The organism is Pyxidicoccus trucidator (genome assembly GCF_010894435.1).
Lineage (GTDB): Bacteria > Myxococcota > Myxococcia > Myxococcales > Myxococcaceae > Myxococcus > Myxococcus trucidator.
In genome coordinates this window covers 97,670-116,192 of sequence record NZ_JAAIXZ010000025.1, presented here as the reverse complement: position 1 = coordinate 116,192, position 18,523 = coordinate 97,670, and the positions used below count along the sequence as shown (strand labels likewise).

The window sequence follows — 18,523 nt, the reverse complement described above, 5'->3', positions numbered from 1 at the left end:
CGACCGGGTCAACCCTCGGCGGGCGCCGGGGGCTCCTCTTCGGCCGCGGGCTCGGCCGCGACCTCGGTGGCGCCCCCGAGAGGCTGGGGCTTGTCCGCCGGGCCGGTGGACCTGGCGTTGGGCGGGCTGAAGGCGGGCCTGTCCGCCGGAGCGCCGCCGCGGCCGTGCACCAGCGTCTTGGTGTCGGTGCGGAAGGTGATGTCCACCTTGTCGCCCCGCACCGCCGTCACGAAGCCCGTGCCGAACGTCGGATGCTGGATGACCTGGTCCACCTGGTAGGTGTCCTTGGGGCTGTACTTCGGCGCGTTGGCCACGTCCTTGCCGGCCAGCTGCTCCTCGAAGGAGATGATGACCTTCTCCGCCTTGGTGGCCGCCGCCGAGGCAGCGCGGGCCGCGCGCGCGGCGCTGCTGGACGTGGAGGGACGGTCCGTGACGCCCGGAGCGGCCCGGTATGCGTGGTCCCCGTTACAGGTATTGCAGCGCACCCGAGCGATCTTCGGACCGACCATCGCCAGGATGGTGTGCGCGAGAGTCATCTTGCAGCGGGTGCACTGTGCGTCCACCTCGCCGCCGACCTTATGAGTTGCCATGTTCGTCTGTATCTCGGCCCGGACCGGTAGCGCCAGGCTTGGAAGGAAAGGGGCGCGGAACATAACGGCTTCACTCCAACGGTAGGAAGTGACTTCGACGCACGCTTCCTCCCTTGCCCCCGGGGGCATTACTTCGCTTGTGCCCACCCGCCGCTCACGTAAGAGTAGGTTCCAGACCGCAATGTCCACGCAGACCCCCAGCAGCCCGGCCCGCGAACCCGGATTCCTCACCCAGTCCGTGGCCAGCTTCGGCAAGGGCCTCATCGACGTCGTCAGTACCCTGGGAGGCGTGGTGGCCCTGGGCCTGGACGTGTTCCGGTGGAGCGTCCGGCGGCCCTTCCGGTTGACCAACCTGTTCGCCCAGCTGGACTTCGTGGGTGTGGGCTCCATCTTCATCGTCAGCCTGACGGGCACCTTCACCGGCATGGTGTTCGCCCTGCAGACGTCCACCGCCTTCGCGCTCTTCGACGCGGAGAGCCTGGTGGGCCCCACGGTGGGACTGACGCTCACCCGCGAGCTGGCCGCCGTGTTCTCCGCGCTGATGGTGACGATGCGCGCCGGCTCCGCCATGTGCACGGAACTGGGCACCATGCGCGTCACCGAGCAGGTGGACGCGCTGGAGACCATGGCCGTCAACCCGGTGCAATACCTGCTGGTGCCCCGGGTGCTGGCCGGCCTCTTCATGGTGCCGGCGCTCACCATGCTCTTCAACACCACGGGCATGTCGGGCGCCTACCTCGTCGCGGTGGGCGCCCTGGGCATCTCCCCCGGCACCTTCCTGTCCCGCACCCAGCAGTGGCTGGCGCCCGCGGACGTCTACGAGGGCCTGGTGAAGGGGGCCGTCTTCGGCCTCGCCGTGGCCCTCATCTGCTGCTTCAAGGGCTACAACGCCTCCGGCGGCGCGAAGGGCGTGGGCCAGGCCACCACCGAGGCCATGGTCGCCAGCGCGCTCTCCATCTTCATCCTCGATTTCATTCTCGGCATCATGTTCCACTGATGGCCCCGACTGAGTCCACCCGCGCGGGCCCGGGGCCCGCCGCGTCCACGACGCCGATGATTGAAATCGTGGACCTGCACAAGACCTTCGGCGAGACGAAGGTCCTCACGGGCATCAACCTCAAGGTGCCCGCCGGCAGCACGTGCGTCATCCTCGGAGGCTCGGGCTCCGGCAAGACGGTGCTGATGAAGCACATGATCGGCCTGCTCAAGCCGGACAGCGGCAAGGTCATCATCGACGGGCAGGACATCGTCCCCATGAGCGTGCGGGGGCTGCAGGAGGTCCGGAACAAGTTCGGCATGGTGTTCCAGGCGGCGGCCCTCTTCGACTCGATGTCGGTGTTCGAGAACGTGGCCTTTCCGCTGCGCGAGCACACGAAGGACCCGGAGGACGTCATCCGCCGGAAGGTGCGCGAGCGGCTGGACCTGATGGGCCTCAAGCCCGCGGTGGAGGACAAGTTCCCGGCGGACCTGTCCGGCGGCATGCGCAAGCGCGTGGGGCTGGCCCGCGCCACCATTCTCGGTCCGAAGATCGTCCTCTACGACGAGCCCACCACCGGACTGGACCCCATCACCACCGACTACGTGGACGAGATGATCCTCGCCGCGCAGAAGGGGCTGGGCGTCACCAGCGTGGTCATCAGCCATGACATCGCCTCCGCCTTCAACGTGGCGGATCAGATTGCCTTCCTCTCCAAGGGCGTCATCGTGGAGAACGGCCCCCCGGATCAGGTCCGGGAATCCCAGCATCCCGCGGTGAAGGTCTTCCTCCAGACCTGGTTCGGAAAGAACTGAGTCAGAGGCAGGCGGGAGGGCGGGGTGCCCAGCGGAAAAGGTGGCACTCCGGATGCAAAACGTTAGAGTCGCGCCCGGCCGGTAGCCCTCGGAGTCACATCAGGTGAAGAAGCTCGTCACGCCCTTCCGTGTTGGCCTTCTGGTCATCGCCGCGGGGGCTTTTCTCATCACCTTCGTCCTGTTCACCCGCAAGGGTGGCCTGGGTGAGGACGAGTCGCTGCTCGTCTGGGCCTACTTCCGCGACGCCTCGGGCCTCGCCGTGCGCGGCCGGGTGCAGATCGCCGGCATCCCCGTGGGGGAGATCGACGCGATCACCCTCGAGGGCACCCGCGCGAAGGTGTTCCTGCGGATCCGCAACGACGTGGATCTGCGGCAGGACGCCGTCGTCACCAAGCGCTCCGAGTCGCTGCTGGGGGACTACCTCCTGGACCTCAACCCCGGCACCGAGGGCGCGCCGGCCATGGAGGACAACGGGCAGATCCGCCGTGTCATCGACACCGCCGGAATGGAGGCCGTGTTCGAGTCGCTGTCGCAGATCACCGCCGACATCCAGCAGGTGACGGGCGCGCTGCGCGAGGTGCTGGGCGGGGAGAAGGGCCAGGGCTCGCTGCAGCGAATCGTGGAGAACCTGGTGCGGCTGTCGGACTCGGTGGACGCCACGGTGCGCCGCAACGCGGACCGGCTGGACGTCATCGTCGGCAACGTGGAGGACATCTCCTCGGACGTGCGCGGCATCACCCAGAGCAACTCGGCCGACGTGTCGCGCATCGTCGACAACATCGAGATGATCACCCGCGACGTGCGCGAGGTGCTCGCGAGCGTGAAGAACATCGTCGGAACCGGCGAGGGTGACGTGAAGGAGACCGTTGCCAGCCTGAAGGAGACGCTCAGCAAGCTGGACGGCACGCTGGGCAACCTGGAGGAGATCACCCGCAAGGTGAAGGACGGGGAGGGCGCCGCGGGCGTGCTGCTGGCCGACGAGACGGTGGGCCGCGAGGTGCGTGAGACGGTGCAGGACGTGGCCCGCTTCGCCGCCAGGCTCACCGACCTCCAGACGGAGGTGGGCATCCAGAGCACCTACCTGGCCGCCCAGGGCCGCTCGAAGAACCTGCTGTCCGTGCGGCTCATCCCCAAGCCGGACAAGTACTACCTGCTGGAGCTGGTGGACGACCCGCGCGGCACCGTGTCCACCCAGACGGTACAGACCAACCCGCCCGCCGAGGGCGACCCCGTCACCCAGACGCAGAAGGTGACGAGGGAGAGCCTGAAGATCAGCGCCCAGTTCGCCAAGCGCTGGTACTTCACCACCCTGCGCGTGGGCCTCATCGAGTCCACCGGTGGTGTGGGCGGAGACCTGCACCTCTTCGAGGACGCGCTGACGCTGAAGCTGGACGCGTTCAACTTCGCGGCGGACGAGCTGCGCTACCCCCGCATGCGCGCCACCCTGCGGGCCCAGGCCTTCGACCACCTCTTCGTGGTGGCGGGCATGGACGACATCCTCAACGCCCAACAGAGAGACCTGGCGACGCAGCGGCTGATCGCAGGCCGGGACTTCTTCGTCGGTGGCGGCCTCTTCTTCACCGACGACGACCTGAAGTCCATCCTCACCGCCACGGGTATACCGACCCCCTGAGCTGTCGCCGCCCTTCCGTTGGACTCTTGACGGAAGGCGGGAAACCACGTACCCGGCAACGGCACGGGGTTCCCGGGGAGCGCCGTGCCTGATTGACGGCATTTTCCCCCCAGGATGCTCCATGTCCCTCCTCGTCGTTGGCTCCGTCGCTCTGGACTCCGTGGAAACCCCCTTCGGGCGGAAGGAGGACATCCTCGGCGGCTCGGCCACCTACTTCTCCACGTCGGCCTCGTTCTTCACCCCGGCACGCGTGGTGGCGGTGGTGGGCGAGGACTTCCCCGAGGCGCACCTCAACTTCCTGCGCGGGCGGGGCATCGACCTGGAGGGACTGACGCGTGAGTCCGGGCGCACGTTCCGCTGGAGCGGCCGCTACGGCTACGAGCTGAACGAGGCGCAGACGCTGGACACCCAGCTCAACGTCTTCCAGTCGTTCTCCCCCAAGCTGCCCGCGGCCTACCAGGACACGCCGTACGTCTTCCTCGGCAACATCCACCCGGAGCTCCAGTCGCAGGTGCTGGACCAGGTGCGCGCCCCGAAGCTGGTGGCCGCGGACACGATGAACTTCTGGATCAAGGGCAGCCGGCCGGCGCTGCTCAACACGCTCAAGCGCGTCAACCTGCTCTTCGTCAACGACGCCGAGGCGCGGCAGCTGGCGGGGGAGCACAACGTGGTGAAGGCGGCCCGGGCCATCCTCGGCATGGGCCCCCAGCGCGTGGTCATCAAGCGTGGCGAGTACGGCGCGCTCCTCTTCGACCAGGACCACGTCTTCGCCTGCCCGGCCTTCCCGCTGGCCGAGGTGTTCGACCCCACCGGCGCGGGAGACACCTTCGCGGGCGGCTTCATGGGCGCCCTGGCCACGTCCCCGGGCAGCCCCGACGCGGCGGTGCTCCGCCGCGCCATGGTGATGGGCAGCGTCATGGCCTCCTTCACCGTGGAGAAGTTCAGCCTGGAGCGGCTGCGCGAGGTGACGCGGCCGGAAATCCACGCCCGCTTCGCCGAGTTCCGGAAGCTCACCCACTTCGACGACCTGGGCCCGCTGGAGCGCTGATCGGGTGGCCTCGGGGTGGGAGTTTCTCCCACCTCCAAACTTGACGGTGGATTCATGCCGTCCCTAGGCTGCTGATCCGGGTTTCGGAATACGAAGGAAGCGGGTTGAGCGAGAACCGAAAGCACACGCGGATTCCCACCCAGCTGCGGTGCTGGTGCGAGGGTGACAACGTCACCCTCTACGCGCGCATCACCAACCTGAGCGAGGGAGGCCTCTTTCTGCGGACCAGCACGCCACTTGCCCAGGGCGCCAACGCCGTCGTCCGGCTGACGCGCGGCGGGGCTCCGGAGATCCACGCCAAGGCCACGGTGGTATGGCTGCGGGAGGAAGAGGAGCGGGCCTTTCCGCCCGGCATGGGGTTGCGCTTCGAGTCGCTGGACGGCGAAACCCTGGGCCGGCTCCGGCAGATGATCTCCCAGCAGCAGCAGAACCAGGTGAAGGTCGGCTGGGCCGGCTGAGCCGGTACCCCCGAACCGAGGCCCCCATGCGTATCGCCGTCATCTCCGACATCCACTCCAACATCGAGGCGCTCTCCGAGGTGCTCCGCGTCGCCGAGCACCAGAAGGTGGACCGCTTCGTCTCGCTGGGGGACATCGTCGGGTATGGGGCGTCGCCCAACCCGTGCTGTGACCTGGTCCGCTCGGTGGCGGAGGTGACGCTGCTGGGCAACCACGACGCGGCGGTGGCGGGGCGGATGGACTACTCGTACTACTACGATGCCGCCCGGCACGCGCTCGACTGGTCCGCCAACGTCCTCACGGACGAGAACATGGTGTGGCTGCGCAGCCTGCCGTACACGTACCGGATTGGCGACGTGGGCTTCTGCCACGGCTCGCCCATCGACCCGAAGGCGTACGAGTACATCTTCGCCCTGGAGCAGGCGCGGGAGCTGACGCCCTACGTGGCGGAGCTGCCCGAGGTGACGTTCATCGGGCACAGCCACCTGTGCCGCGCGTTCGCCATCGGCAATGGCGAGGTGAACGACGTGGTGGCCCAGAAGTTCGGCATCCGGAAGGGCTACAAGTACATCATCTCCGTGGGCAGCGTGGGCCAGCCGCGCGACTACGACAACCGGGCCTGCTTCGTCATCTGCGACACCGACGCGCGCACGGTGGAGTACGTCCGGGTGGAGTACGACATCGAGACGTCCGCCCAGAAGATCTTCGACGCGGACCTGGCGCTCAACTTCGGCAAGCGCCTGTTCCTCGGGGTGTGACGCGGCGCCGTACAAAAGTCGGCACAGGCGCGGGGAAATGAAATAAACCCGTACCGTGCGTACCCCCGTCCTTCGAGTGTCCCTCCGGCCCCTCGTGGGCCTTGCCTTCGCCATCCTGCTCGGGCTCGCGCCCGCGGCCTGCCGCCGGGACTCAGGCCCGTCAGCCGAGTACGAGGAGGCCGCCCGCCGCTTCCGCACGCTGTACGCGCAGAAGCTGGATGCCGCCTACCTGGACCCGCAGATTGGCGAGATTGAAGCGCAGCTCCAGCGCGTGCCGGCGGACAGCCTGGACGCCAACGGCGCCCGCGAGCTGCTCCAGCGCATCCAGGAGGGCCGTGCCCGCATGCAGGACGCGGCGAGCGCCCGGGACAAGGCCGTCGCCACCGCCCGCGAAATCCCCCCGGGCACGTCCATGCCGACGCTCACCCCGCCCGAGCCCGCCCGCAAGCCCGAGGCCCCGGATGCCGGGCCTCCGGACGCCGGGTTGACCGGCCCCCAGACGGGCACCTCGGCCTCCGAGCTGGTGGCCGGCTTCCGTGGCTGCTTCCAGCGCACCGCGCCCATCCAGGTGGAGGGGCGGGGAATGCGGGAGGCGTGGGAGCTGGCCGACCGCACGTCCTGCCGCCTGGAGTACCCCGGGCATGTGGGCGTGGTGCTTCTCATCGAACAGGGACAGGTGCTGACGCTGTTACCCAAGAGCGCCGTTCGAACGGAGACAGTCACCGCTGATGGTGGCCCCGCGCCGTCGCCCGCGGCCGATGCTGGCCGTTAAGACTCCAAGCCTTCCGCCGCGCCGGGCCCTCCCGCGCGGCGGGCCACTCCGACTTCTTTCGCAGGCCGAAGCCGAATGAACGAACAGACCTTCATGAAGTTGATGCAGTTGTTGCCCAAGTCCGCCCTGTCCACGTTGGTGGGCGTGGCCACGCGCCTGCCTGCTCCGGCGCCGGTGCACCACGCGGCGATGCGCGCCTTCGCCAAGGCGTACAACGTGGACATGGAGGAGGCCGAGCACACGTTCGAGCGCTACCCCACGTTCGCCGAGTTCTTCACCCGCGGCCTGAAGCCGGGCCTGCGCCCCATCGACCCGGGGGAGAAGGTGGTGGTGTCCCCGGTGGATGGCCGCGTGTCCCAGGTGGGCTACTCGGACCAGGGCCGCTGCCTTCAGGCGAAGGGCATCGAGTACACGGTGGACGAGCTGCTGGGCGACAAGGAGGCCGCGAAGCCGTTCCATGGCGGCGCCTGGACGACCATCTACCTGTCCCCGCGCGACTACCACCGCATCCACGCGCCGCTGGGCGGCACCATCACCGGCTACGCGTACATCCCCGGTGAGTTCTGGCCCGTGAATCCTGCGTCGGTGAAGAACAAGCAGTCCCTGTTCTGCGTCAACGAGCGGCTCGTCACGTACCTGGACACGGTGGCGGGCAAGTGCGCCGTCGTCAAAGTCGGCGCCACCTGCGTGTCGCGCATCAAGGCGACGTACGACGAGGTGCTCACGCACGCGGGCAAGCCCGGCAAGGTCCACAAGTACGACTCGGGCTTCAAGGTGGAGAAGGGCGGCGAGCTGGGCCGGTTCGAGATGGGCTCCACCGTCATCCTGCTGTTCGAGCCCAAGCGCGTCATCTGGGACGACAGCCTGAAGGAAGAGGCGGTGGTGCGCCTGGGCAAGCGCATTGGAGTGATTACGTGAGCCAGAAGATCTCCGGCGTGAAGGGCATGAATGATCTCCTTCCTGGGGAGATCGAGATCTGGCAGCACGTGGAGGGCACGGCGCGCGAGGTGTTCGGCCGGTACGGCTTCGGCGAGGTCCGCACGCCCATGGTGGAGGACACCGCGCTCTTCGTGCGCAGCGTGGGCGAGGAGACGGACATCGTCGGCAAGGAGATGTACACGTTCCTCGACAAGGGCGAGCGCAGCCTGTCGCTGCGTCCGGAGGGCACCGCGCCCGCGGCGCGCGCGTACATCGAGCACTCCATCAGCAACCAGGAGCCCGTCACCCGCTGGTTCTACATGGGGCCCATGTTCCGCTACGAGCGGATGAAGACGGGCCGCTACCGCCAGTTCTATCAAATCGGCGCGGAGGCCTACGGCGCGAAGGAGGCCGCCCAGGACGCCGAGATGATGGACATGGTGGTCCAGTTCCTGGGCGCGCTGGAGTTGAAGGACGTGTCCCTCAACCTCAACTCCCTGGGGGACGAGGCGTGCCGGCCCGCGTACCACGCGAAGCTGGTGGAGTACCTCAAGGCCCACCGCGAGGAGCTGTGCGGGGACTGCCAGCGGCGCATGGAGACCAACCCGCTGCGCGTGCTCGACTGCAAGAACCCGACGTGCCAGGGCATCGCCGCCGCGGGGCCCAACGTGCTCGAGTTCCTGTGCGAGCCGTGCCGCACGCACTTCGATGATTTGCAGCGCAAGCTGACGGCACTGGGCATCAAGTACGTGGTCAACCCGCGCATGGTGCGGGGCCTGGACTACTACACGCGCACCGTCTTCGAGTTCATCGCCGCGCACCCCGCGCTGGGCACCGCCAGCACCGTGGGCGGCGGCGGCCGGTACGACAAGATGATGAAGGGCCTGGGCGGGCCGGACGTGCCCGCCGTGGGCTTCGCCATGGGGTTGGACCGGCTGGTGCTGCTGCTGAAGGAGAGCGGCCGCAAGTACTCCACGCCGCCGGACCTGTTCGTGGCCGTGGCGGACGAGGGCTCGCAGGACGCCGCCCTGACGCTGGCCAGCCGCCTGCGCCGCGAGGGGCTGCGCGTGGACTACGACACGCGCGGCGGCAGCCTGAAGAGCCAGATGAAGCGCGCCGACAAGAGCGGCGCCCGCTTCACCCTCGTCCTGGGCGAGGCCGAGCGCACCAGCGGCCAGGCGAAGCTGAAGCCCATGGCCGGTGGAGACCTCATCCCCGTGGCCCTGGACTCCGTGGCCAGCGTGGTCCGTGCCCAGCCGGCCGCCGCCCCGGCGGGCAGCCCCGCGTCGGCCTGACGTTCCAGGCACTTCCGAGGCCTCCCGCACCGGATGACGGGGCGGGAGGCATCCGGGAGGCCCGGGACTCCCGTAAGAATCGCGAAGAGCGAGCAGGCGTGTAACCCCTGGGAAAGTCAGGGAGAGTGGGCCTGGGTGTACTCGCCGTGACAGTGCCGGTGGGGTAGACTTCGTTTCCTTCCATGCAGCCAGCGCCCTCCCATTCCACCGTGCCAGCGGACCTGCGCTGGATTCCCGTGCGCGGGGACAGCATGTGGCCGTCGCTGCGCTCGGGCGACCTGGCGGGTGTGGAGCCACTGGCGCGCGAGCCGAGGCCCGGCGACGTGGTGCTGGCGCGCTTCGACCACGCGCTGGTGCTGCACCGGGTGAAGCGCTGCGACGCGGGTGTATTGGCGCTGCGCGGGGACAACTCGCCCGCGGAGGACCCGCCGCTGCCGCCTTCGCGCGTGCTGGGGCTGGTGCGCCGGGTGCGCCGGAGCGGGGTGGTGCTGGAGGAGGGGTGGGACCGGGGCCCGTCGCGGCTGGGCCGCTGGCGGGTGGCGGTGAAGTGGCGGCTGGCGGCGCTGCTGGGACGGGGAGGGCGCTCATGAGCGCGGCCCCTGGCGCCAACTTCGGAGTGGACCATGTCCCCACGCCTCGCGAGGGTGTGTCCGGCCAGCGGTTCGGCTCGGACTACATCGTGCTGGACGCGGAGGGACGCACGCTGCGCGGGCTGAACCCGACGGCGATCCGCATCTGGGAGCTCTGTGACGGGAAGCGCACCGCGCGCTCCGTGGCCGAGCAGGTAGCACGCGAATACAAGATGGAGCCGTCGCAGGTCCTCACGGACACGCTGCGGTTCCTGACAGACCTGGCCCGGCTGGGCCTCATTGACGAGCTTCAGGAGGTACGGTGATGCGAGCGCGTACGGCGTTCCTCGCGGCGGCGTTGCTGCTGTCCGCGTGCACGGAGGGGGTGTCCCCCTTCGGCCCGGTGAGTCGGGGACCCACGGATGAGCAGCCCACGGAGCCCCTTCCCGCCACGGACGTCCTCGGGGACGAGCCCCAGGACGCGCGCCAGCCGCCGCCCGCGCCGGAGGCGGCCGTGATTCCGCCCGTGACGGGCAGCGCCGCCGTCGTCGGCCTGGAGGACCGGGGCCTGTCGTCGGTGTCCCAGGTGGACGTGGACCTGACGGTGGGCGGCGTGCGCGGCAAGGGCACGGTGGAGGTGGAGTTCTTGTCGCCGGCCGGCCACCCCTACGAGCGGCGCTCGTCGGTGGTGGAGGCGCCGCCCGACGTGCAGCGCACGGTGCGCTTCTCGCTGCCGGTGGCCGGTACCACCGTGGCCACCACCGGCATGAGCGGGACGTGGCAGGTGCGCTTCTTCCTCGACGGCGAGCCGCTGACCACGGCCGCCTTCACCCTGGAGCCGTGACGTGAGGCCCGCCGCAATGAATCCCTTCGACATCCGCCTCGCGGTGCTGCTTGCCCTCCTCGTTCCGGTGGTCGCGGGGGCGCAGGCCCGCTCATGGAGCGTCACTGCCGTCCCCGCGCCCGGCGACACCGTGGCGCGGGCGGTGATGGACGAGGCCTCCGAGGTGACCTTCAACGTGGTCAACACCTCGAACAACAACTCGCGCCGGCTGTCACAGATCTCGTTCGTCCTGCCCACCGGCTACATCCCGTTGAACACCCCGGCGCCCGCAGGCTGGGAGGTGAGCTTCCTGGACGTGGGCTCACGGCGCATCACCTTCTCGTCCACGGTCGGCTCCTGCGCGAACGACACCCACGGCCTGCCCGCGGGTGGAAATGTCCGCTTTGCCCTCCGGTTCATCCCTCCCGCGGGCAACGTCGATGTCGCCGCCGACCGGTTCGTGACGGGCAACAACAACACCAACGGCCGGGACCACTGTGACAACACCCTCTTCACGGCGAACCTGACGGCGGCGGCGTGGGCGCGCTCGGGTCTGGCTTCCCGGGTCGCCCTGAGCCCGCCCACGCTGGGCGTCGGCGGCGAGACGGCCGCGCGCATCGTCGTCGAGAACCGCACCACGGCGGCGCAGAACGGCATCACCGCCGTGGGGCCGTCCACCAGTGCGGGGTCCGTCACGTTCCAGGTCGTTGGCACCGAGCCGACACCGTTCCAGACGAACGTGCCCCTGCGGGGCGCGGGCGTGCTCGTCGCGCGCGCGCAGGCGACCACCGCGGGCATCGGGGTGGCGCAGATCCGCGCCGTCAATGGTGCGAACACCGTCACCTCGCAGGTAGCGGACACGCGGATGGCGAACGTGGGCCCGCTCGCGGCCTCGGTGGACGTGGACAACGCGGAGGCCTTCACCGGGGAGACGGTGCGGGTGCGGATGACGGTGACCAACACGTCCACCACCGACTCTCTCGTGAATGTGCAGCCCCGGGGGCTGATCACCCAGGGCTCGGCCAGCCTGACGGCCTTGTCGGGGCCCACCCCGGCCAGTGTGGGCCGGCTTGCGCCCGGGACCTCCGCCCACTTCGTGTGGAGCTATCAGGTCAGCGGTGCCGCGGGCGTGGACTACCGCTTCCGGGCCCAGGCGGACGCGACCCTCAATGGCAGCGCCCTGGCCGGAGACCTCGTGGACTCGGCGACTGGCCGCATCGCGGCCTACCGCGTTCGCGTCAGCCCCCGGGCCCTGGCCGCCAATGCCGCCAACCAGGTCATAACCTATACGGTGCAGAACCGGGGGACGGCGGCCATCCAGCAGGTCAGGCTGCTGCGGCCCGCGGCCAACTACTTCACGTTCGCCAGCGCCGCGACGCTGTCCGGGTGGCAGGTGGGCCGTGACGGCGCGGGAATCGTCACCTGGACCGCCACCACGGCGACCGGCATCCCGGTGGGGCAGGAGCGAACGTTCTCCGTGACGTATTCGAACTTCGGCCCCGCCGCGCTGCTCACCGGGCCGACCTCGTTCCGCCAGCGGCTGCATCTGGAGGACTTCAACGGGCCGCCCACGCGCATCGAAGCCCCGGTGACGCTGCTGACCGGCTCGGCGCCGGAGGTGGAGCGCCTCACCGCCGTGGCTCGCGATGCCAGCGTGACGCTCACCTGGGACAACCCCGCGCTGCACGATGGGGTCATGGTGCTGCGCGCGGAAGGCGCCGCGCCGAACGCCGCGCCCGTGCAGGGCCGGAGCTACGCGGTGGGCGACACGGTGGGCAACGCCCGCGTCGTCTACACGGACGCCTTCAGCCCGGCCTCTACCTTCACGGACACCACCGTCACCAACGGCGCCACGTATTTCTACCGCGTGTTCAACGCGGACGATGTGCGCTGGTACTCGGCGGGCAACCGGCCCACGTCGGCGGCGCTCGTCGCCACCCCGCGGGCGCGGCTGGGTGGCGCGCCGCTGTGGTGCTACACGGTGGGTCTGGACGCGCGCCAGCAGCCCATCACCGAGCTGGGCGTGGGCATCTTCAGCTCCTTCAACAACTCCGTGGTGGCCAACCTCACGCAGGTCAGCAACCCGGCTCAGGACGGCGCCGAGCGCTGGAGGCCGCTGCCCCTGTCGGGCCTCGTCGGCAGCCGCTTCCCCGTGGTGCCGCTGCGCGGCCTGTCCGGTCAGTACATCCTGGTGGGAGACCAGGCCGGCGTCGCCCATGCCATCAACGCCACCACCGGCCAGGTGCTGTGGCGCTGGGACAATGGCGGCAATCCGATTGGCACCATCCAGTCCTTCCCCGTCACCCAGCTGCATGACTTCGCCAACCCGGCGTACCAGGCCGCGCACCCCGGGCGGGACCTGGTGTTCTTCGCCACGCGGCTGGCAGACGCGGCGCAGAACCGCGTGGTGGCGCTGAATGCCGCCACGGGCGCGCTGGTGTGGACGTACCAGCCCGGCGACCTGGGCATGGTCAGCGGCGGCATGGTGGTGGACTACACCACCAACCGGCTCTTCATCGGCACGAAGAGCCACGCGGGCTCCACGGACACGCTGCGCGTCCTGGACACGCTGGCCTCCGGCCCCACGGTGGCGGACATCGCGCGCCTGCCGGTGGGGGACATCGACGTGAGCCTGGTGCGCAACGCGGCGACCAACAACATCTTCGCGACCGACAGCGACGGCAGCGTGCACGCGGTCAGCGTGAGCACGCTGCAGCCGGTGTGGAGCCTGCCCATCGCCACGCGTCCCGCGCCGAGCACGCCTGCCTTCACCAGCTTCGTGCGGCCGCAGGGCGGCGGCTTCGTGGCCAGCATCGCCTCGGGTCAGGTGGCGTACTACGACGTGGTGGCCGGCAACCCCGTGCCGGCGCTCAAGTGGAGCACCGCCATCGCATCCCCGTCGGGCACGTTCGGGTTCAACCGGAGCGGCGTGGCCCGCGTCTACGTGGGCAGCTCGGACGGGCAGGTGCATCAGCTCGAGCTGACGGATGGCACGGACTCGCGGCAGGTCTCGATTGGGGGCGCGCAGCGCATCGGGACTCCGACGGTCGACAACACTGTGAGCCGCCTGCACGTGGGCTCGGAAGATGGCCGCATCTGCGCTTTCCCGGTACCCTTCCCGTGAGAAAAGAGCCTTCCTCCATGCCGGACCGGAACCCTGATACCCACGCCTCGCAGGCCACGGCCTCCGAGGCGCATTCGAAGAAGTACGAGGCGCCCGCCATCCTCTGGGAGCAGCCCTTCGTCGCGCTGGCGCAGATCTCCCAGTGCAACATCCCGGGTGAGTCGGAGTGCATCCCCTGAGCCCCCCGGGCACCGGCGCGTCCGGTCCCCGAGGCTCCGGCAGTCCCGACGACACCCCGCCCGACACCGGTGTGCGCGTGTGCATCGCCGGCTGGACGGTGGTGGTGGAGGTGGCCGACGCGGACCTTCGCGGCTCGCTGCGGCGGCTGTTCTCCCGCTTCCTGGCACCTACTTCCGCCGACGCTGGCGAGGTGGCGCGGCTCGAAGTCGTGGCGCCCACGGTGGTGAGGCCCGAACCCGCCACCCGGACGCTTCCCCTGGTTCAGCGCACTCCGGAGGGTGGGTTGCACCTGGAGGGCGAGGACTACTCCGCGACGCTCTCCGTGGATGGCCTGCGAGCCTCGGTGGTGGGGCAGGGGCGTTTTCCCGTGGAGACGGTGCTGAAGGTGATGTTGGCGGGGGCGCTCGCCCGGCGTGGCGGCTTGCTCGTGCACGGCGTGGCCGTGGCGCACCAGGAGAGGGCCGCGCTCTTCGTGGGGCACTCGGGGGCGGGGAAGAGCACCCTGGGCGCGCTGTGGGCGGAGGCGGGAGGAGTGGTGCTCTCGGACGAACTGGTGGCCGTGTGGCCGGAGCCGACGGTGGGCGGTGCACAGGGAGCGGTGGCCGATGGTTCGGGCTCGGGACATGCCGCGGGCCCGGGCACCTCGTCAGCCCTGGGGCCTCAGCCGGGTGCCCGTTCCCCGATTGGGCCTGGTGCTGCTCAGGCTCCTGTGTGGCGGGCCGCGGGGACGCCATGGAACGTGGGCGTGCCACGTGAAGCCGTGTTGAAGGCAGTGGGGACGTTGGCGTGGGACTCGGGCTCGCGGTGGGAGTCGCAGCCGGCGGGCGCGGTGGGGCGGATGCTGATGCTCAACGCGCTGCTGCCCGAGGCGACGACCGCCGGGCGGGGCGGGCTGCTCGCGGCGGCGGGGCGGCTGCTGTCAGAGGTGCCTCCGGTGCGGCTGGTGTTCGCTCGCGATGCGTCCGCCGCGGCGGTGGTCCGTGGCGCACTGGAGGCAGCGGGACATGGGTGAGGGGACGGAAGGCAGGCCATTGCTGACGGTGATTGCCGGGCCGACGGCGTCGGGGAAGACGGCGCTCGCCATCGAGCTGGCCCGGCGGGCCGGCGGGGAGATTGTCAGCGCCGACTCGCAGCAGGTGTACCGGCACTTCGACATCGGCACCGCGAAGCCCTCGGCCGAGGAGCTGGCCTTGGTGCCTCATCACCTGGTGTCCATCGTGGACCCGCTGGAGTCGTTCTCCGCCGCCGGGTATCAGCGGCGCGCGGACGCGGTCATCGCCGAGATTGCCGGACGCGGACGGCCGGTGTTCGTCGTGGGCGGCACGGGCCTGTACATGCGCGTGCTGCTGCACGGCGTGGTGGACGCGCCCGGAGCGCTGCCCGAATTGAGAGCGGAGCTGGAGGCGCTCGCGGCGGCCGAGGGCCGTGAGGCCGTGCACCGCAGGCTGGCGGCCGTGGACCCGGAGACGGCCGCGAAGCTGCCCCCGCAGGACCTGGTCCGTGTCGTCCGCGCCCTGGAGATCCACGCCCAGACTGGTGTGCCCGCGTCGGAGTTCCGGCGGGCGCATGCGTTCTCTCCGGACCGGTATCCCTTCCGCTTGTACGTGCTGGACCCGCCACGCGAGGAGCTCTACCGGCGCATCAACGCGCGCACCGAGGCCATGTTCTCCGGAGCGCTGGTGGAGGAGACGCGCGCGCTGATGGCCCGGGGCTACACGGACGCGGCCCCCATGCGCAGCGTGGGCTACGTGCAGGCGCGCGCGGTGGTGGAGGGGCGGATGACGGTGGAGGAGGCCATCCACGACACCGCGCAGGAGACCCGCCGCTACGCCAAGCGCCAGCTCACGTGGTTCCGCAAGGAGCCCGGTGCCGTGTTCCTGCCGCCGCCGTACGAGCTGCCGGGTTAGAGACGGGCACCCGCGTTGATTGGGCCTCCATGGGCGCGGTGAGCGCCGGACACTGGCACTCCAGGGGGGAGCAGGGGAGGGACGGAGCGCGCAGGGGCCACGTTGTCCGCGCCACCCGCTGCGCCCATGTTCGCTGCTGGACCGCCCCTGCGCGTCGGACACCACCTCGCGACAGCCAGACCTTCACACAGCCTGCCGGACGCAAGGGGCTCACACCGCGGGAGCGGATGTCATGCCCATCAGCATCGAGAGCAATCAGGAGACACGCCCAGGCAACAGTCCAAGGGTTACCTCGACGGTCTGGGGTGGCCTCTTCATCATCGGACTGCTGATGACGGTGCTCGGCATCGTCGCGCTGGGGACCGCGTTCCTCACCAGCCTGGTCACCGCCATCTTCTTCGGCGCGCTGCTGGCCATCGCCGGCATCGCGGAGATCGTCTCCGCGGTCCGCGTCCGCAAGTCAGGCGGGCCGTTCTGGCTCTACCTGCTGAGCGGCATCCTCTCCACCGTGGTGGGCATGTTCGTCCTCGTGTACCCGCGCGCCGGCCTGGCCGCGCTGACGCTCATGCTCGCTGGCTACTTCTTCGCCAGCGGCCTGTTCCACGCAATCACCTCGGTGATGGACCGCTACGCGCGCTGGGGCTGGGACTTCGTCTACGGCGCCATCTCCATCTTCCTGGGCGTCGTGGTCATGTCCGAGTGGCCCGTGTCCGCCGTGTGGCTGGTGGGCACCCTCGTGGGCCTCGGCATCCTCTTCCGAGGCGTTGCCCTCATGGCCGGCTCGCTGACCCTGCGGCGGGCCCTGCGCGACGTCACCGCGTAGCGAGGCGCGAGCCAGCGCGCCAGGGGAGCCGCCGGACACCCCGGCGGCTCCAGCACTTCCCTCGCGACTCAGGACGCGTAGCGGTCCGAGCCCAGCTCCTGCTGCTGGTTCTCCGCCGACTGCGCGGTGGACTCCAGTGAGGTCGCAGCCGGCGCCCGGCCCGTGAGCAGGCGGAGCAGCCGGTCCGGGTCCACGGGCTTGGGCAGGAAGGCCTCCGCCCCCGCGTCCAGGGCGCGCTGGCGCACGTGCGGCCGGTTGAGGCCGCTCATCACCACCACCCGGGTGTTGCGCGTGAGCGGGTGCTGCTTCAGCCCCTCGGCCAGCCGCAGGCCGTCCACCCAGTGCAGCACCACGTCCAGCAGGATTGCCGTGGGCGGACGCCGCGCCACCGCGCAGAACAGCGCCAGCTCGTCCGCGAAGGCCACCACCTTCGCGCCCGTGCTCTCCAGCAGCGCCGTCAGCGCCTCGCGCGCGTCGGGGTCATCGTCCACCACGTAGTAGAGGTCGGGCTCCAGCTCGGGCACCGCCATGGGCACCGGCTCCATCGTCGTGCGCATCCACGAGCCCACCACCTCGCGCAGCCCAGCCCAGCGCGCCGCGCCCAGCAGGGCCGTGGGAGTCGGCGCGCTCATGCCGAGCACGCCGCCGCCATACACCCCGCCGGAGCCCCGCCGCCCCTTCGCCGCCACGAAGGCCGCCGGTGCCCGTCGTCCCGCGCGGCGCAGCCAGGTGATGGAGCGTGCACCCGCCGCCGCGTCCTCCATCAGCTCGCCCAGGCCCTCGCGCACGTACCGACGCTCCAGCGTGGACGCATCCAGCCCTCCGTCCAGCAGCGCCACCGCCGCGCGGCTGCACGAGGCCAGCGTCTCCGACAGGCCCACCTGCAGCGGGTGGCCGAAGGCCGCGGGCCCCACCACCACCTGGCCCGGCGCCACCAGCGTGCGCCCCGGCCCGTACGGCAGCCGCGTCGTCTCCAGCGCCGCCAGCTCGAAGCCTTCCTCCACCAGTCCGTCCCGCGCCGCCATCATCAGCGCCTGGCACAGGTCCGCCGGCGTCACCGCGGGGCCGAAGGCCAGCGCGTACACCGAGCCCGCCCCCGGCAGCAGGAACAGCCCATCCACCGTGGGCAGCGGGGAAATCCACAGCCGCGCGAGCGGCGCCAGCTCCAGCCGGGGAGAGGCATGCCGCAGCCGCGCCTGCACCGCCGCCACCGTGGGCGCCGGGCGGAAGCCCTTGAAGAAGGCGTCCCCCATCAGCGGGCCCGCGCCCGTCGCCAGGGCCACCGCGTGGAAGCGGTCTCCGCTGCCCTGCGCCCGGACCACCAGCGGCCCGGCCCCCCGCACCGACGCGGGTGCGTCCGGCGCCGGAGCTTGGCGCTCCACGCGCTCCACGTGACGGGACACGAAGCGGGCACCCTGGGCGCTCGCGGCCGTGGCCAGCACGTCGCGCACCTGCGCCAGCCCGCCCTCGCCGTTGGGCCAGCCGTCCACCACCCACAGCCCACCCGGAGCCGCGGAGAGCAGCTCCCGGCGGCCCTCGGAGATGATCTCCACCCCGCGCAACTCGTGCGAGCGCCACTCGGTGGGAATGCGGCAGCCCAGCGCGGCCAGGCGCGAGCGGCACTCCGGCGTCAGCACCGCCGGTGGCGCCGTGCGCTCCGACATGCCGCTCGCGTACACCCGCACGTCCAGCGTCAGGCCCCGCGCCCGCCCGTTGAAGAGGAGGGAAGCTGCCAGTCCCGCGCCGGCAATGCCGCCGCCGACAATCGCCACCCTCGAACCGCTCGCCAGCCTGTTCCCCTGCATCATCCGCGCCCTCGCTGCCCCGCCGTTGC

Annotated in this window: 19 protein-coding genes; 17 read left to right on the top strand and 2 right to left on the bottom strand. The window is 70.5% G+C overall.

The window, feature by feature from the left end; genetic code table 11:
* Positions 1-8: 8 nt before the first annotated feature.
* Positions 9-590, bottom strand: coding sequence for a hypothetical protein (locus G4D85_RS43345; RefSeq protein ID WP_240359846.1), 582 nt, complete (start codon positions 588-590; stop codon positions 9-11).
* A gap of 181 nt (positions 591-771) precedes the next feature.
* Between G4D85_RS43345 and G4D85_RS43340 the strand changes: the two genes are divergently transcribed.
* From G4D85_RS43340 to G4D85_RS43265, 17 genes are all read left to right on the top strand, one after another.
* Positions 772-1,587, top strand: coding sequence for an MlaE family ABC transporter permease (locus G4D85_RS43340; protein WP_164020154.1), 816 nt, complete (start codon positions 772-774; stop codon positions 1,585-1,587).
* 56 nt (positions 1,588-1,643) lie between these two features.
* Complete coding sequence (locus G4D85_RS43335) at positions 1,644-2,381, top strand: ABC transporter ATP-binding protein (RefSeq protein WP_164020198.1); 738 nt, start codon at positions 1,644-1,646, stop codon at positions 2,379-2,381.
* 103 nt (positions 2,382-2,484) lie between these two features.
* On the top strand, positions 2,485-4,014 hold the full coding sequence (locus G4D85_RS43330; protein WP_164020153.1) for an MlaD family protein: 1,530 nt from the start codon (positions 2,485-2,487) through the stop codon (positions 4,012-4,014).
* 121 nt (positions 4,015-4,135) lie between these two features.
* Complete coding sequence (locus tag G4D85_RS43325; protein ID WP_164020152.1) at positions 4,136-5,062, top strand: PfkB family carbohydrate kinase; 927 nt, start codon at positions 4,136-4,138, stop codon at positions 5,060-5,062.
* A 104-nt stretch (positions 5,063-5,166) separates the two neighbouring features.
* Positions 5,167-5,520, top strand: a complete 354-nt coding sequence (locus tag G4D85_RS43320; RefSeq protein WP_205525958.1) for a TIGR02266 family protein — start codon at positions 5,167-5,169, stop codon at positions 5,518-5,520.
* Positions 5,521-5,546: 26 nt separating this feature from the next.
* Positions 5,547-6,278: a metallophosphoesterase family protein gene (locus G4D85_RS43315; RefSeq protein WP_164020151.1), complete on the top strand. Its 732-nt coding sequence runs from the start codon at positions 5,547-5,549 to the stop codon at positions 6,276-6,278.
* 55 nt (positions 6,279-6,333) lie between these two features.
* Complete coding sequence (locus G4D85_RS43310; protein ID WP_164020150.1) at positions 6,334-7,050, top strand: hypothetical protein; 717 nt, start codon at positions 6,334-6,336, stop codon at positions 7,048-7,050.
* Between the two features lie 75 nt (positions 7,051-7,125).
* Positions 7,126-7,968 carry an archaetidylserine decarboxylase gene (asd, locus tag G4D85_RS43305; RefSeq protein WP_164020149.1) on the top strand — a complete coding sequence of 281 codons (843 nt, stop codon included), beginning with the start codon at positions 7,126-7,128 and terminating at the stop codon, positions 7,966-7,968.
* 26 nt (positions 7,969-7,994) lie between these two features.
* Entirely contained in the window at positions 7,995-9,263 is a 1,269-nt protein-coding gene (gene hisS / locus G4D85_RS43300) for a histidine--tRNA ligase (RefSeq protein ID WP_275900383.1), read from the top strand.
* A 182-nt stretch (positions 9,264-9,445) separates the two neighbouring features.
* On the top strand, positions 9,446-9,853 hold the full coding sequence (locus G4D85_RS43295; protein WP_275900380.1) for a S24 family peptidase: 408 nt from the start codon (positions 9,446-9,448) through the stop codon (positions 9,851-9,853).
* Positions 9,850-10,158: a PqqD family protein gene (locus G4D85_RS43290; protein WP_164020147.1), complete on the top strand. Its 309-nt coding sequence runs from the start codon at positions 9,850-9,852 to the stop codon at positions 10,156-10,158. Before G4D85_RS43295 ends, G4D85_RS43290 begins: the two co-directional genes overlap by 4 nt.
* Entirely contained in the window at positions 10,158-10,676 is a 519-nt protein-coding gene (locus G4D85_RS43285) for a hypothetical protein (RefSeq protein ID WP_205525957.1), read from the top strand. Before G4D85_RS43290 ends, G4D85_RS43285 begins: the two co-directional genes overlap by 1 nt.
* A gap of 1 nt (position 10,677) precedes the next feature.
* Positions 10,678-13,779, top strand: a complete 3,102-nt coding sequence (locus G4D85_RS43280; RefSeq protein ID WP_240359845.1) for an outer membrane protein assembly factor BamB family protein — start codon at positions 10,678-10,680, stop codon at positions 13,777-13,779.
* A 17-nt stretch (positions 13,780-13,796) separates the two neighbouring features.
* A complete protein-coding gene (locus G4D85_RS49070) occupies positions 13,797-13,958 on the top strand; it encodes a hypothetical protein (RefSeq protein ID WP_205525956.1) in 162 nt (53 codons plus the stop codon).
* Positions 13,959-14,059: 101 nt separating this feature from the next.
* Entirely contained in the window at positions 14,060-14,971 is a 912-nt protein-coding gene (locus G4D85_RS43275) for a hypothetical protein (RefSeq protein WP_240359853.1), read from the top strand.
* On the top strand, positions 14,964-15,866 hold the full coding sequence (miaA, locus tag G4D85_RS43270) for a tRNA (adenosine(37)-N6)-dimethylallyltransferase MiaA (RefSeq protein WP_164020145.1): 903 nt from the start codon (positions 14,964-14,966) through the stop codon (positions 15,864-15,866). Before G4D85_RS43275 ends, miaA begins: the two co-directional genes overlap by 8 nt.
* A 232-nt stretch (positions 15,867-16,098) precedes the next feature.
* Entirely contained in the window at positions 16,099-16,689 is a 591-nt protein-coding gene (locus G4D85_RS43265; RefSeq protein ID WP_164020144.1) for an HdeD family acid-resistance protein, read from the top strand.
* A gap of 68 nt (positions 16,690-16,757) precedes the next feature.
* Here the strand turns inward: G4D85_RS43265 and G4D85_RS43260 are convergent, their stop codons facing one another.
* The gene (locus G4D85_RS43260; protein ID WP_164020143.1) at positions 16,758-18,497 is read right to left on the bottom strand and encodes a response regulator; all 1,740 of its coding nucleotides are present in this window, start codon (positions 18,495-18,497) and stop codon (positions 16,758-16,760) included.
* Positions 18,498-18,523 lie beyond the last annotated feature (26 nt).

What these genes read in the sequence shown, in the direction of transcription:
- miaA (WP_164020145.1), top strand. Translation starts at nt 14,964, where the DNA reads ATGGGTGAGGGGACGGAAGGCAGGCCATTGCTGACGGTGATTGCCGGG.
- G4D85_RS43315 (WP_164020151.1), top strand. Translation starts at nt 5,547, where the DNA reads ATGCGTATCGCCGTCATCTCCGACATCCACTCCAACATCGAGGCGCTC.
- hisS (WP_275900383.1), top strand. Translation starts at nt 7,995, where the DNA reads ATGAATGATCTCCTTCCTGGGGAGATCGAGATCTGGCAGCACGTGGAG.
- G4D85_RS43345 (WP_240359846.1), bottom strand. Translation starts at nt 590, where the DNA reads ATGGCAACTCATAAGGTCGGCGGCGAGGTGGACGCACAGTGCACCCGC.
- G4D85_RS43340 (WP_164020154.1), top strand. Translation starts at nt 772, where the DNA reads ATGTCCACGCAGACCCCCAGCAGCCCGGCCCGCGAACCCGGATTCCTC.
- G4D85_RS49070 (WP_205525956.1), top strand. Translation starts at nt 13,797, where the DNA reads ATGCCGGACCGGAACCCTGATACCCACGCCTCGCAGGCCACGGCCTCC.
- G4D85_RS43285 (WP_205525957.1), top strand. Translation starts at nt 10,158, where the DNA reads ATGCGAGCGCGTACGGCGTTCCTCGCGGCGGCGTTGCTGCTGTCCGCG.
- G4D85_RS43335 (WP_164020198.1), top strand. Translation starts at nt 1,644, where the DNA reads ATGATTGAAATCGTGGACCTGCACAAGACCTTCGGCGAGACGAAGGTC.
- G4D85_RS43265 (WP_164020144.1), top strand. Translation starts at nt 16,099, where the DNA reads ATGCCCATCAGCATCGAGAGCAATCAGGAGACACGCCCAGGCAACAGT.
- G4D85_RS43290 (WP_164020147.1), top strand. Translation starts at nt 9,850, where the DNA reads ATGAGCGCGGCCCCTGGCGCCAACTTCGGAGTGGACCATGTCCCCACG.
- G4D85_RS43295 (WP_275900380.1), top strand. Translation starts at nt 9,446, where the DNA reads ATGCAGCCAGCGCCCTCCCATTCCACCGTGCCAGCGGACCTGCGCTGG.
- G4D85_RS43260 (WP_164020143.1), bottom strand. Translation starts at nt 18,497, where the DNA reads ATGATGCAGGGGAACAGGCTGGCGAGCGGTTCGAGGGTGGCGATTGTC.
- G4D85_RS43325 (WP_164020152.1), top strand. Translation starts at nt 4,136, where the DNA reads ATGTCCCTCCTCGTCGTTGGCTCCGTCGCTCTGGACTCCGTGGAAACC.
- asd (WP_164020149.1), top strand. Translation starts at nt 7,126, where the DNA reads ATGAACGAACAGACCTTCATGAAGTTGATGCAGTTGTTGCCCAAGTCC.